Annotated in this window: 12 protein-coding genes; 8 read left to right on the forward strand and 4 right to left on the reverse strand. The window is 61.3% G+C overall.

Annotated features, from left to right (window positions below):
• Positions 1-241 precede the first annotated feature (241 nt).
• From peaA to peaD, 4 genes are all read left to right on the forward strand, one after another.
• On the forward strand, positions 242-1822 hold the full coding sequence (gene peaA / locus KGB20_RS00105; RefSeq protein ID WP_090456935.1) for a quinohemoprotein amine dehydrogenase subunit alpha: 1581 nt from the start codon (positions 242-244) through the stop codon (positions 1820-1822).
• Between the two features lie 81 nt (positions 1823-1903).
• Positions 1904-3334, forward strand: coding sequence for a quinohemoprotein amine dehydrogenase maturation protein (gene peaB, locus KGB20_RS00110; protein ID WP_008056152.1), 1431 nt, complete (start codon positions 1904-1906; stop codon positions 3332-3334).
• Position 3335: 1 nt separating this feature from the next.
• Positions 3336-3659 (forward strand): quinohemoprotein amine dehydrogenase subunit gamma, encoded by a 324-nt coding sequence (gene qhpC / locus KGB20_RS00115; RefSeq protein WP_008016081.1) that lies wholly within the window; start codon positions 3336-3338, stop codon positions 3657-3659.
• A gap of 21 nt (positions 3660-3680) precedes the next feature.
• Positions 3681-4799: a quinohemoprotein amine dehydrogenase subunit beta gene (gene peaD / locus KGB20_RS00120; RefSeq protein WP_090456933.1), complete on the forward strand. Its 1119-nt coding sequence runs from the start codon at positions 3681-3683 to the stop codon at positions 4797-4799.
• A 149-nt stretch (positions 4800-4948) separates the two neighbouring features.
• Here the strand turns inward: peaD and KGB20_RS00125 are convergent, their stop codons facing one another.
• Together KGB20_RS00125 and KGB20_RS00130 are read right to left on the reverse strand one after the other, a co-directional pair.
• Positions 4949-5350 carry a lysozyme inhibitor LprI family protein gene (locus KGB20_RS00125; protein ID WP_223531620.1) on the reverse strand — a complete coding sequence of 134 codons (402 nt, stop codon included), beginning with the start codon at positions 5348-5350 and terminating at the stop codon, positions 4949-4951.
• Positions 5351-5412: 62 nt separating this feature from the next.
• Positions 5413-5811, reverse strand: a complete 399-nt coding sequence (locus KGB20_RS00130) for a GFA family protein (RefSeq protein WP_223531622.1) — start codon at positions 5809-5811, stop codon at positions 5413-5415.
• Positions 5812-6008: 197 nt separating this feature from the next.
• On the opposite strand from KGB20_RS00130, the gene KGB20_RS00135 reads away from it, so the two are divergent.
• On the forward strand, positions 6009-6497 hold the full coding sequence (locus tag KGB20_RS00135) for an SRPBCC family protein (protein ID WP_223531624.1): 489 nt from the start codon (positions 6009-6011) through the stop codon (positions 6495-6497).
• 285 nt (positions 6498-6782) lie between these two features.
• Here the strand turns inward: KGB20_RS00135 and inhA are convergent, their stop codons facing one another.
• Positions 6783-7469 carry an isonitrile hydratase gene (gene inhA / locus KGB20_RS00140; RefSeq protein ID WP_223531626.1) on the reverse strand — a complete coding sequence of 229 codons (687 nt, stop codon included), beginning with the start codon at positions 7467-7469 and terminating at the stop codon, positions 6783-6785.
• Positions 7470-7558: 89 nt separating this feature from the next.
• On the opposite strand from inhA, the gene KGB20_RS00145 reads away from it, so the two are divergent.
• Positions 7559-8542 carry a GlxA family transcriptional regulator gene (locus KGB20_RS00145; protein ID WP_223531628.1) on the forward strand — a complete coding sequence of 328 codons (984 nt, stop codon included), beginning with the start codon at positions 7559-7561 and terminating at the stop codon, positions 8540-8542.
• Positions 8543-8581: 39 nt separating this feature from the next.
• On the opposite strand, the gene KGB20_RS00150 is transcribed toward KGB20_RS00145, so the two are convergent.
• A complete protein-coding gene (locus KGB20_RS00150) occupies positions 8582-10405 on the reverse strand; it encodes a glycoside hydrolase family 15 protein (RefSeq protein ID WP_223531630.1) in 1824 nt (607 codons plus the stop codon).
• Positions 10406-10663: 258 nt separating this feature from the next.
• Between KGB20_RS00150 and KGB20_RS00155 the strand changes: the two genes are divergently transcribed.
• Positions 10664-11836, forward strand: coding sequence for an MFS transporter (locus KGB20_RS00155; protein WP_057713932.1), 1173 nt, complete (start codon positions 10664-10666; stop codon positions 11834-11836).
• A gap of 187 nt (positions 11837-12023) precedes the next feature.
• Complete coding sequence (locus KGB20_RS00160; protein WP_223531632.1) at positions 12024-12758, forward strand: thioesterase II family protein; 735 nt, start codon at positions 12024-12026, stop codon at positions 12756-12758.
• Positions 12759-12979: the final 221 nt, after the last annotated feature.

Genomic DNA, 12979 nt, shown 5'->3' on the forward strand with positions numbered 1-12979 from the left:
GTCTCAGAGTGAAACAGTTGTCGCGAAATTAAACGTGCAACGCCCATGACGTCTCCCGAAAAAAAAACGGTTATTAGTCACAAGTCATTGATTCATTGAAATATTCATAAGCTGGCACGCTCCGTGTATTGCTCATCGCAGACGTTTCTCTTGCCTCCGTCAGCGGATCAACGCCGGCGGCAGAAACCATAAAAACGATAAGCCACAACAATAAGAACGCACCGTGCGAGGTTCGACGTTGATGAAGAGAAAACTCCGATCAGGCATGAGCGCCAGCCTGCTGGCCGTAGCCGCTTGTGTAGCGCTGCATTCGCCTCATAGCCTGGCAGCCCGCGACGCCCAGACCATCCTCAAGGAAACCTGTCAGGGCTGTCACACCCCCGAAGCCGATAACGCCCTCAGCCGCATCAGCCACCAGCGCAAAACGCCGGAAGGTTGGCTGATGAGCATTGCCCGGATGCAGACCATGCACGGTTTGCAAATCAGTGATGAGGACCGTCGCACGCTGGTCAAATACCTGGCCGACACCCAGGGCCTGGCGCCGAGCGAAACCGACGGCGTGCGCTATGCACTGGAGCGCCGGCTCAATACCGTCGAGCAGTTCGACGACCAGACCAGCCAGATGTGCGGCCGCTGCCACTCCGGTGCGCGGGTTGCCCTGCAACGGCGTCCGGCCCAGGAGTGGGAACGCCTGGTGAATTTCCACCTCGGTCAGTGGCCGTCCCTGGAGTACCAGGCGCTGTCCCGGGACCGCGACTGGTTCGATATGGCCCGCAAAGAGATGGTGCCGCTGCTGGCCAAGCGTTATCCGCTGGACAACCCGGCCTGGAAAAAATGGCAGAGCGCCGCGCCGAAAGCCGATGCCCTGGTGGGCGACTGGAGCTTCAGCGGCCACTTGCCGGGCAAGGGTGAGCTGGCGGGTGTAATGACCGTGAGTGCCGATGGCAGCGACACCTTCAAGGTCAGCGTCAAAGGCCAGTACGCCGACGGCACGCCGTTCAACGGCGACGGCAGTGCAATCCTCTACACCGGCTACGAATGGCGCGGCAACGTGACCATCGATGGCGTGACCATGCGCCAGGTGTTCGCCGCCCAGGGCAATGCGATGCAGGGCCGGATGTTCGAGGCCGAGCACGACGAGCGCGGCCTGGACTTCGTCGCCGCCAAGCAAGGCTCCAACCGTTTGCTGGCGGTGCAGCCGGGTTATCTGAAGGCCGGCAGCGAAACCGAAGTGACCCTGATCGGCAGCGGCCTGACCGGCAAGCCGGACTTCGGCAAAGGCGTGGAAGTGCTCGAAGTGGTCGAGCAGAGCCCTGAGCGGATCAAGGTCAAGCTCAAGGCCGCCGCCAATGCCCAGCCAGGTTTGCGCGCGGTCAGCGTCGGCACGCTAAAGGGCCCGAGCCTGTCGGTGTACAGCAAGATCGCCTCGGTCAAGGTTGTGCCGGAATTCTCGGTGGCACGGATCGGCGAGGGCGGTGGTTCGACGCCGAAAGTCCAGGGCCGTTTCGACGCGGAAGCCTGGGGCAAGGGTGCTGATGGCAAGCCGTACCGCATCGGTGTGTTCCCGGCGCAGTGGAAGGTCGAGGCCTTCGACGACCGCGCCAGGGAAGACGAAGACGTCAAGTTCGCCGGCACCATGCAGGCCGACACCGGCGTGTTCACTCCGGGCGATGCCGGGCCGAACCCGGCACGCAAGATGTCCACCAACAATGCCGGCAACCTCAAGGTGATCGCCGCCGTCGACGACGCAGGGAAATCCCTGACCGGCGAAGGCCACCTGATCGTGACCGTGCAACGCTGGAACAATCCACCCATTCCGTGAGTTGGCTGACGGCACAGGCTTCAGACACTTTTCGGAATGACCGCAAGCCCCGCCAAGCGGGGCCTGCACAGGAGGTTTGCCATGGGCGCTATCTTGAATCTGGTCGAACGCAACCTGCACGAAGTGCAGGTCGATGCCGACCGCATGCTGTTTCACATCCCCAGCAGTTCGCTGTTCGCCAGCGATGAACTGACGGGCACCATCATCGACACCTTGCGCGGGCCAGGTTGTTCCTCGGACGACCTGATTCAGCGCCTGGCCGCGCGTTTCAACGGCGAGGAAATCACCGAGACCCTGCGCGAGCTGATGGCCCTGGAGCTGGTCAGCGACGGCTCGCCGCTGACCCCGGACATCGCCACCAAACGGGTCGAGCGCACGGCGATCAATACCGTGGTGCTCAACGTCAACACCGGCTGCAACCTGAGCTGCACGTATTGCTACAAGGAAGACCTCGACAAGCCGTCGGCGGGCAAGAAAATGGACGTCGAAACGGCGATCGCCTCGGTGGAAATGCTGCTGCGCGAATCCCCGGACGAAGAGCGTTTCACCGTGGTGTTCTTCGGCGGCGAACCGCTGAGCAACCGCAAGCTGATCGAGTACATGGTCGACTATTGTGAGAAGCGTTTTCGCGAAGCGGGCAAGTTCGTCGAATTCGTCATGACCACCAACGCCACGTTGCTCACCGAAGAAACGGTGGATTACCTCAATGCCCATCGTTTCGGGCTGTCGGTGAGCATTGACGGGCCGAAGACCGTGCACGACCGCAACCGCATCACCGTGGGCGGGCAGGGCACCTATGACGTGGTGCGGCGCAAGGCCGAGATGCTGTTGTCGCGCTACAACAGCCGTCCGGTCGGAGCTCGCGTAACGCTCACCACCGGCGTGACCGATGTCGAAACCATCTGGGATCACCTGTTCAACGAACTGGGCTTTGCCGAAGTCGGCTTTGCCCCGGTGACCTCCGGCGACATCAGCAGCTTCAACCTCACCAGCGATGAACTGGTGCAGGTGTTCGCCAACATGAAGGCGCTGGGTCGTCGTTACCTGGAAGCGGCGCTGGAGCACCGCAACATCGGTTTCTCCAACCTGCACCAGCTCATCACCGACATCCACGAAGGCCACAAGAAAGCCCTGCCGTGCGGCGCGGGCCTGAAGATGCTGGCGGTGGATCACAAGGGCGAACTGAACCTGTGCCACCGTTTTACCGGTTCGAGCCTGCCGACCTTCGGCAACGTCCATAGCGGCGTGAAACAGGTGGAGTTGAACGACTTCCTGTCCCAGCGCCTGGACCGTACCAACACTGGCTGCGAAGACTGTCAGATCCGCAACCTGTGTTCCGGCGGTTGCTACCACGAGAGCTACGCCCGCTATGGCGATCCGACCCACCCAACCTATCACTACTGCGAACTGATGCGTGACTGGGTCGACTTCGGCATCGAGGTCTACACCCGGATCATGGCCAATAACCCTGCGTTCATCAGCAGTTACATCACTCCGCGCAAGGCTCACTGATATGAAACATCTCAAGGCAATCAATAACAAAGCGTTGAAACTGGATCAGGCCGCGGATGAAAACCGCATAGAAGAAGTGGTGGCCATGAGTTCCGTGGCGGGCTGTGCCTCGACCACCGACCCGGGCTGGGAAATCGATGCGTTTGGCGGTGTGTCGTCGTTGTGCCAGCCGATGGAGGCCGACCTCTACGGGTGCTCCGACCCTTGCTGGTGGCCGGCCCAGGTGCCCGACATGATGAGCACCTACCCGGACTGGAACAAGGATGCCCAGGCGTCCAACGACAACTGGCGCAACCTCGGCACTGTCTTCCCCAAAGACAAGTGATCACAGAAGAAGGATTCCAGCATGCGTAACATCAAAGCCTGCGGCCTGGCCGCGTTCGCCGTCCTGAGCAGCTGTTCTGTCAGTGTTCTGGCCGATGAAAATACCGCGCTGCAAGTCGGTCACGAATACATGGTGACCACCAACTACCCGAACAACCTGCACGTGATCGACCTGGCCACCGACACGCTGTTCAAGACCTGCAAGATGCCCGATGCCTTTGGTCCCGGCTCCGTGCAGTTGTCGCCGGACCGCAAGACCGCCTACGTGCTGAACAATCACTATGCGGATGTCTACGGTGTCGAACTGGACAACTGCAAGCAGGTGTTCCACGCCAGCATCACCCAGAAGCCGGGTGAGAAGGCCAGGTCCATGTTCGCCTTCACGGTCAGCCACGACGGCAAGGAACTGTACACCGTCGCCAACCCGACGCTGATGATGAACGATCGCTACGAAGTGCAGCAGCCACGGCTCGACGTGTATTCGACCGATGCCGGCATGGACGCCAAGCCGCTGCGCAGTTTCCCGGCGCCGCGCCAACTGACCATCATGCAGAGCGGTGACGACGGCACGCTGTACGTGGCCGGGGCGGACGTTTACAAGGTCAATGTGCAAACCGGCAAGTTCGACGTACTGATCCCCAGCCGTCACTGGAAACGCCCGAACTACAGCGCGCCGGACGTGCTCTACGTGTGGAACCAGCAGACCTACCGGCATGACTTCTCGCTGCTCTACACCGCGGCGAAATTCAAGGACAAGAAACAGGACCCGGCCACCGCCGAATACCTGTACGGCCTGTTCAGCGTCGACCTGAAGACCGGCAAGACCGAAACCACCGACTTCGGGCCTCTGACCGAAATCTACTTCAGCGGCATGCGTTCGCCCAAGGACCCGAACCTGATGTTTGGCGTACTCAACCGCCTGGCCAAGTACGACATCAAGCAGAAGAAAATGCTCCAGTCCGCCGCGCTCGATCACTCGTACTACTGCATTTCCTTCAACAAGGACGGCAGCAAGATCTACCTGGCGGGGACGTTCAACGACGTGGCGATCTTTGATGCCGACAGCCTGAAGCAGACGGGCAGCATCAAGTTGCCGGGCGGAGATATGGCGATTACCACGGCGCAGATTTTTGTCCGGTAATTGCGGCGCCTGAACTGACGCCTTCGCGGGCAAGCCCGCTCCCACAGTGGATTCGCAGTGTGATCACTATCGCGTGAACACCACTGAACCCTGTGGGAGCGAGCTTGCTCGCGATGGGGCCCTCAAAAACACCGCAGAAACAGCAAAAATCAACCCCCCGGCACCGGGCAACTCAGATCCCCCTCCTGGCACTTCAGGTAGTTCTTGAACGTCTGAACCCGTGCCTTGGTCAGTTCCGTGGTGCAGTTGCTGTATATCAGCGGATACACACTCCCGCCTTCCACCCCGGATGCCGAAAACTTGCACTCGGCATCGCGGAACGCAACCCACGCCCGCTGCGCACCCACCAACTGCTTCTTGCTGTCCGGGTTGCTCTTGAACCGCGAAGTGATCTGCTGGTACAGCGCATTCAATTCCTTGTCGGCGGCCGCGTTCTGCTGCGCCGCGCACTGGTTCATCGTCGCCTGATCGCTGGCGTTGTCGCAGTCCACGGCGAACGCCATGGAGGTGAACAACAAGGGTGTCAGCGCCAATAAGAAGCGTGGGTTCATGCTGGAGTGCTCGCTGTGACCGAAAGAGAGGTGCAGTGTAGCGCCGAGGGGCATTTGGCTCTCTACGCTTGCCATTGCACGTGCTTTTCCACCGAATCGTATTCAAGCCATGGCACATCGTGAGACGTCCAGATATGCGCTTGGGGCGTCACCCGCGGATCGGTATCCAGCGTCGCTACCCGAACAATCACGTGAGGCTGGGCCGGCCGTTCGGCCATCAGGTGTGAACCGCAGACCGAACAGAAATACCGAAACTTGCCCGGCGACGATTCATGGCGGCTCAGGCGATCCTGGCCTTTGGTCCAGCGAAAATGCTCGCGCATGACCCCGGCGGTCGATGTAAAAGCGGCTGCGTGTGCCTTGCGGCAGGTTTGGCAATGGCAGTGGCTGATGGGCATGTCGAGGCTATCGAGCTCGTATTCGATGGCCTTGCACAGGCAACTGCCGCGCAGATTTTTCATGTCGCTATCCTTTTCCATGCTGTTTCGAGGGCGAACGTTAGCAGTTTCGACCCGCTGACTTTGCGATTGCCCAGAACTTATCCACGCAAATGCAACCGAATATCTCAGGTATGGTTGATTGCACATCCCGATTGGTACAACTTTAGGGTTGGTCTTGTGGTCTTACTGGCCTACTGTTCAAGTACAGGAGGTGACTTATGAACCCAGCATCTGATCGCATCGAAAGGAAAATCCTGCTCAAGGCCAAGCGTTCACAGGTCTGGCGTGTGCTGGCCAATGCCGAAGTGTTCGGACAGTGGTTTGGCGTGGCGCTGGAAGGCAAGCGTTTTGTGGCAGGCGAATGGACCCAGGGGCAGGTTACCTATCCCGGTTATGAACATTTGCGCTGGAATGTACTGGTAGAGCGGGTCGAGCCGGAACGGCTGCTTTCGTTTCGCTGGCACCCGTATGCCGTGAACCCTGAAGTCGATTACTCCCAGGAACCCACCACCCTGGTGAAATTCGAGCTCGAAGACATGGACAACGGCACGTTGCTCAAGGTCTCCGAGTCCGGTTTCGATCACATTCCCCAGGCCCGTCGCGAAAGGGCTTTCCGCATGGACAGTCGTGGCTGGGAAGAGCAAATGAACAATATCGAGCAGTTTTTGATCGACAATGCCAAGTCCCACGAGCAACAGAGTGGCTGAAGTCGGCTCGAAACCTGAGGCGTCTAAGGGTTTTCGGACGGTGGTTTATAGCGAATGTCTTACACGCGATGGTAGCGATATCGCCTGTTACAAATTGGATCCGAAGCGTAATCTGGTCTCACCCACTGAAGCACAGGATGTGCTCAGGATCATGGATGATCGACCATATGCAAGGAACGCTACGACAAGGAGTCGTCATGGTCTTGGAAAAACCCGCTTCGGCGGGTTTTTTTTGCGCGCATGAAAAGTCGTGGCGGCAGGAACCGGGTTCCCGCCGCCATTTTTTCACTGTCGGTCGAGTTTCGCCGCCGCGCGCTCGGTGATCTGCGCCCGCAGTTTCAACGAGCCGGCAGCCCGCTGGCAAGCCTCTCCCAACACGCTGGCCGGGGCCGTCTCTGGGCTGCCCGCGGTAAATGGCGGGGCCGGGGCGTATTCCAGTTGCAGTTGCACCAACTCGGCGGTGGCCTGGTCGAACAGCTCGGCGGCCAGGGTCAGGGCGAAGTCGATACCGGCGGTGATGCCGCCACCGGTCAACAGATTACCGTCACGAACCACCCGGTCTTGCACCGCGATTGCGCCCAGCGGCTTGAGTAGTTCGTGATATGCCCAGTGAGTGGTGGCGCGTTTGCCCTTGAGCAATCCCGCTGCACCCAGCACCAGCGAGCCGGTGCACACCGACGTGATGTACCGCGCGTTGGCGGCCTGGGTCTTGAGAAAGTCCAGAGTCTGGTCATCTTCCATCAAGGGTCCGACGCCACTGCCACCGGGCACGCAGATCACGTCCAGTGCCGGGCAATCATCGAAGGTGGTGGTCGGTTTCAACAGCAGGCCGGTGCTGGCGGTGACCGGCATCAGATCTTTCCAGATCAGATGCACTTTCACATCCGGCAGCGAGGCCAGTACGTCGTAAGGGCCGGTCAGGTCCAGTTGCTGAACCTGTGGAAACAACAGAAAACCGATCTGCAACGTCATGGTGTTTTTTCTCGTGAAGTGGGTGGACGGTTTGACTCTAGGCTCGTAGGCTTTGGCGCATACGCCAATATCCCCACGAATTACGCCAAATGTTGAAAACCATCCATGTACTCGCTTTCGCCAACGTGCAAATACTCGACGTCACCGGGCCGTTGCAGGTTTTCGCTTCGGCCAACGACATAGCCCGCCAGCAAGGCCTGCCGCCACCCTACGCACCGACGGTGATTACCAGTGGCGGCGGGGCGGTGATGTCGTCGGCGGGGTTGGCGCTGTTGGCCGAACCGTTGCCGGATGAGGGCACTGATACCCTGATCATCGCCGGTGGCTGGGGAGTTTACGCAGCGGCGCAAGATGCGCCGTTGGTCGCCTGGGTGCGCGAACATGCCCGTGGCTGCCGGCGGGTTTCTTCGGTATGCACCGGTGCGTTCCTGCTGGCGGCCAGCGGCTGGCTCGACGGCCGGCGCGTGGTCACCCACTGGACCCGTTGCGAGCAGCTGGCGCAGCAGCATCCGCAACTGCACGTCGAGCCCAACCCGATCTTCATCAACGACGGCCCGGTCTGGACCTCGGCCGGGGTGACCGCCGGCATCGACCTGGCGTTGGCCATGGTCGAAGAAGACCTGGGGCGCACCATGGCCCTCGAAGTCGCGAGGCAACTGGTGGTGTTTCTCAAACGTCCGGGTGGCCAGTCGCAATTCAGCGTGACCCTGTCACTGCAACAGGAAGGCAACCGTTTCGACGAACTTCATGCCTGGATCAGCGAAAATCTGGCCCACGACCTTGGCATCCCGACCCTGGCCTTGCAGGCCGGCATGAGCGAACGCAGCTTCGTGCGCCACTACCGCGCCGACACCGGCCAGACCCCAGCCCGGGCCATCGAACTGATCCGCGTCGAAACCGCGCGGCGTTTGCTCAGCGATACCGGCGTGCCGATCAAACGAGTAGCGGTGCAATGCGGCTTCGGCAGCGAAGAAACCCTGCGCCGCAGTTTCCTGCGGGCCATGGGCGTGACGCCACAGGCTTATCGGGAGCGGTTTTCGGTCAGTGCCGGCGCAGATCCACTGGTGTCTTGAGCAACCTTTGCCTGAGTTCGAACATTGTTTAACCCGTATTCACGGCTGCCAAAACCTCTTCTCCCCACTCAACCTCCGATCCAGAAAGCAAGCCGCACTGATCAACGCAAGATGCGTCAATGCCTGCGGCGTGTTGCCCATGTGCCGCCCATGGCTATCGAACTCTTCGGCATACAACCCCAGCGGGTTGGCGTACCTGAGCAACTGTTCGAACTCCAGGTGGGCCTTGTCGAGCTGGCCGGCGCGGGCCAGGCATTCGACGTACCAGAACGAGCACGCGGCGAAGGCGCCTTCGCTGCCGGGCAGGCCGTCGATCTGGCTGTCGTCGTTGCGGTAGCGGTAGATCATGCCGTCGCGTACCAGGCTTCTTTCGATGGCTTGCAGGGTCGCCAGCCAGCGCGGGTCGCGGGCGCTGACGAAACGCACCAGCGGCATCAGCAGCATCGAACCGTCCAGGCCGGTGCCGCCGATGTGCTGGACGAAGTGCCCGCGTTCCTCGCACCAGAAGTTCTCCCAGATGTCGGTGTAGATCGCCTGGCGGGTCTGGTCCCAACGCGCGAACGGTGCCGGTAGCGAGCGCTTTGAAGCGAGGCGGATGGCGCGGTCCAGGGCGACCCAGCACATCAGCCGTGAATGCAGGAAATGGTATTGCTCGCCGCGCATTTCCCAGATGCCGACATCTTTCTGCTCCCAGGTTTCACAGACCTGATCGACCACCTCCACCGTGTGTTTCCAGCCTTCATGGGAGATGGCTTCGCCGTATTTGTTGACCAGGTAAATCGCGTCCATCAGCTCGCCGAAGATATCGAGCTGGACCTGTTCATAGGCCTGATTGCCGATGCGCACCGGTTGTGCGCCACCATGGCCGGACAGGTGCGTCAGCTCGATCTCCGGTAATTCCTGGCGACCGTCGATGGCATACAGGATGTTGAGTTTTATCGGGTTGCCCTGACAGTCGCTGACCCGCCCCCGCAACCAGCGCATGTAGGCGTTGGCCTCTTCGACGAAGCCCAGGCGCATGAATGCATAGACGGTGAACGAGGCGTCGCGGATCCAGGTGAAGCGATAGTCCCAGTTGCGCGAGCCACCAGGGCTTTCCGGCAGGCCGAAGGTGGCGGCGGCGAGAATGGCGCCGTGCTTGCGCGAGGTCAGCAGCTTCATCGCCAGGGCCGAGCGGTTGACCATTTCGCGCCAGCGGCCGCGGTAGTTGGACTGGCCGATCCAGTCGCGCCAGAATTTCAGGGTGCGCTCCAGGCACAGTTGTGCAGCGCCTTCCTTTAAGCGCGGATCGTCGAGGGCACCGAGCAGGAATTGACTGGTCTGGTCTTGTTCGAGGGTGAATTCGGCCACCGCCGCATTGCCGTCGATATGCAAAACCTGATCCGAAGACAGGCGTAGGGACGGCTGATCGACCGCGTCGAAGGTGACGTCTTTTTCATCCATGCGTGCGCGGGTTTTGGCGCGAGCGTAGTCATGACGCACGGCGCAGCGCATCTGGAAGGTGGCGCGGCCGCTGACCACACGGATCCGCCGCATCAGCAGCGGCAGGTCATCCTCGGTGTCACCGACCGGCAGCAGGTCGGTGACCTCGACCACGGCGCGATCGCTGAGCCAACGGGTCAGCAGCACATTGGTGTCGGGCAGGTAGATTTGTTCGCGACGGGCGTCGGGCAGATCCGGCGACAACTGGAAAATCCCCGCCTCGGGGGTGTCCAGCAGCGAGCAGAAGATCGACGGACTGTCGAATTCCGGCCAGCAGAAAAAGTCCACGCTGCCCTTGTCATTGACCAGCGCCGCGCTGCGCATATCGCCGATGATGCCGTGGGCGTCGATGGGGCTTTGGCGTTCGGGGTGATCAGCCATTGTCGCGAAACTCCGGGAACCGGGGGCCTATTCAACTGACTGGTCGGGGTCGGTGAGAGTTCATTTGGCGAAGGGAGGTGAGTTGTCTGTTCTGGCCCCTTCGCGAGCAGGCTCGCTCCCACAGTTGATTGGTGTACGCCGGCCATTGTGGGAGCGAGCCTGCTCGCGATGGGGGCCTTCACATTCAACCAACAATTCCACGCTTCCCCCGCAATCAGCCGTTGTGGCAACGTGCAGTCCCCTGATGAGACCCGTCCCATGGCAAACCCCTATCGCGAGTTGTTCAAAGCCCCCGGCAGCCGCGCATTCGTGCTGGCCGGAATGATCGCGCGCATGCCGATTTCCATGACCGGCATCGGCCTGATCACCATGCTCTCGCAGTTGCAGGGTGGCTACGCAATGGCCGGCGCGGTGGCGGCGACGTTCGCCCTGGCCACGGCGTTTTGTGCGCCGCAGGTGTCGCGGCTGGTGGATCGATTTGGCCAGGGGCGGATTCTACCGGTATCGGCGTTGCTGGGCGGTGGGGCACTGTTGCTGTTGTTGCTGTGCACGCGGTTGCAGGCGCCGCACTGGACGCTGTTTTTCTTCGCCGCGCTGGCCGGTTGCATGCCGAGCATGTCGGCGATGGTGCGGGCACGCTGGACTGAGGTGTATCGCGGCCGCCCCGAGTTGCAAACCGCCTACGCCCTGGAGTCGGTGCTGGACGAAGTCTGCTTCATCGTCGGGCCGCCATTGTCTGTGGGGTTGTGCGTGGTGGCATTCCCCGAGGCCGGGCCGCTGGCGGCCTTGCTGGCGCTGGCCATCGGCGTCACCGCGTTCGTCCTGCAGCGCAGCACGGAGCCGCCGGTGCATCCCCATGAAGAGCATCACCAGGGCTCGATCATCCGTTCCCGCGACATTCAGTTGCTGATGCTGTTGATGGTGGCCATGGGCACCATTGTCGGCGTGGTGGACGTGGTCAGCGTCGCCTTCGCCCAGCATCAGGGCCAACCGGCGGCGGCGAGCATCGTGCTGTCGGTGTACGCCATCGGCTCGTGCCTGGCCGGGTTGGCGTTCGGCGCACTGCGCTCGAAAGTGCCGCTGGCGCGCCTGTTCCTGTACGGCGGGGTGGCGACGGCGGTAACCACCTTGCCGTTGCTGCTGGCGACGAACATTTTCGGTTTGTCATTGGCGGTGTTTGTCGCCGGCCTGTTTTTCGCGCCGACGCTGATTGTCGCCATGGCCCTGGTGGAGCAGATCGTACCGCCGGCTAAACTCACCGAAGGCCTGACCTGGCTGGTCACCGGCCTGAGCATCGGCGTGGCGATCGGTGCCGCCGGCTCCGGCTGGCTGGTGGACGCCTTCGGCGCGCGCAGCGGGTTCTGGCTGGCGATTGCGGCGGGGGCAGTGGTGCTCGGTTCGGCAATCCCGAGCTATCGTCATCTGAAATGAAGATCTGACAGCGGGGCATTTCCCTGTGGGAGCGAGCCTGCTCGCGATAGCGGATTATCAGTCGACATCATTAGTGTCTGACACACCGTCATCGCGAGCAGGCTCGCTCCCACAAGGGATCTCTGTATGACTAATTTCCGGCGTGCCTCATCCGTTCTCCAAGCAGACAACTCTCGAGGAAAGCCCGGTGACCCCGCTGACATTGCTGTGCCTGCCCTATTCGGGCGCGAGTGCCATGGTCTATAGCCGTTGGCGGCGAAAACTGCCGGAGTGGCTCAAGCTGCAACCGGTGGAACTTCCGGGGCGGGGCGCGCGCTACGATGAGCCCTTGCACACCGACATGCGCCGTCTGGCGCTGCAACTGGCCCAGGAACAGAAAGCCACGCTCAAGGCGCCGTATGCATTGTTCGGGCACAGCATGGGGGCGCTGCTGGCCTGCGAGATGGCCCATGCGTTTCGCTCGCTGGGTTGCCCGGAACCGGTGGCGCTGTTCGCCTCGGGCACCGCCGCGCCGACCCTGCGCGCCGATTACGACCGTCAGTATGCCGAGCCGCAAACCGACGCCGAACTGATCGAGCAATTGCGCACCCTCAACGGCACCAGCGAAGAGATCCTGGCCAATGAAGAGTTGATGAGCCTGACCCTGCCGGTGCTGCGCGCGGACTTCCTGCTGTGCGGGCGTTTCGAGCCGGTGCAGCGCCCGTTGCTCAGGTGCCCGGTGCACGTGCTCGGCGGCAAGACCGACCGCGCCACCGCCGAACAGTTGATCGGCTGGAGCCAGGAAACCCGTGGCAGTTTTTCGGTGGACATGCTCGCGGGCGGGCACTTCTTCATCCATGAGCAGGAAGCGAAGGTGCTGCGGGTGATCAAGGATCAGCTTGAGGTGCATCATCGGCGGCTTTCCATGGCTGCCGTGGGTTAACACCACTCCCAAATTTCACCCGATCCCTGTGGGAGCGAGCCTGCTCGCGAATGCGGTTTATCAATCAACGTTGATGTTGGCTGATCCACCGTTTCGCGAGCAGGCTCGCTCCCACATTTTTGATTTTCAGCGGCCCAGAATTTCGCGTTTCATCCCCTCCTGATACTTGTTCCCCTCCGCTAATTTTTCCCGCCTGCATTCGTTTTATAGGGACGACGCGC

The organism is Pseudomonas sp. BF-R-30 (genome assembly GCF_019956175.1).
GTDB classification, from domain to species: domain Bacteria; phylum Pseudomonadota; class Gammaproteobacteria; order Pseudomonadales; family Pseudomonadaceae; genus Aquipseudomonas; species Aquipseudomonas jessenii.

What these genes read in the sequence shown, in the direction of transcription:
- KGB20_RS00150 (WP_223531630.1), bottom strand. Translation starts at nt 10,405, where the DNA reads ATGGCTGATCACCCCGAACGCCAAAGCCCCATCGACGCCCACGGCATC.
- KGB20_RS00125 (WP_223531620.1), bottom strand. Translation starts at nt 5,350, where the DNA reads ATGAACCCACGCTTCTTATTGGCGCTGACACCCTTGTTGTTCACCTCC.
- peaA (WP_090456935.1), top strand. Translation starts at nt 242, where the DNA reads ATGAAGAGAAAACTCCGATCAGGCATGAGCGCCAGCCTGCTGGCCGTA.
- KGB20_RS00135 (WP_223531624.1), top strand. Translation starts at nt 6,009, where the DNA reads ATGAACCCAGCATCTGATCGCATCGAAAGGAAAATCCTGCTCAAGGCC.
- KGB20_RS00145 (WP_223531628.1), top strand. Translation starts at nt 7,559, where the DNA reads ATGTTGAAAACCATCCATGTACTCGCTTTCGCCAACGTGCAAATACTC.
- KGB20_RS00155 (WP_057713932.1), top strand. Translation starts at nt 10,664, where the DNA reads ATGGCAAACCCCTATCGCGAGTTGTTCAAAGCCCCCGGCAGCCGCGCA.
- KGB20_RS00130 (WP_223531622.1), bottom strand. Translation starts at nt 5,811, where the DNA reads ATGAAAAATCTGCGCGGCAGTTGCCTGTGCAAGGCCATCGAATACGAG.
- peaD (WP_090456933.1), top strand. Translation starts at nt 3,681, where the DNA reads ATGCGTAACATCAAAGCCTGCGGCCTGGCCGCGTTCGCCGTCCTGAGC.
- inhA (WP_223531626.1), bottom strand. Translation starts at nt 7,469, where the DNA reads ATGACGTTGCAGATCGGTTTTCTGTTGTTTCCACAGGTTCAGCAACTG.
- qhpC (WP_008016081.1), top strand. Translation starts at nt 3,336, where the DNA reads ATGAAACATCTCAAGGCAATCAATAACAAAGCGTTGAAACTGGATCAG.
- peaB (WP_008056152.1), top strand. Translation starts at nt 1,904, where the DNA reads ATGGGCGCTATCTTGAATCTGGTCGAACGCAACCTGCACGAAGTGCAG.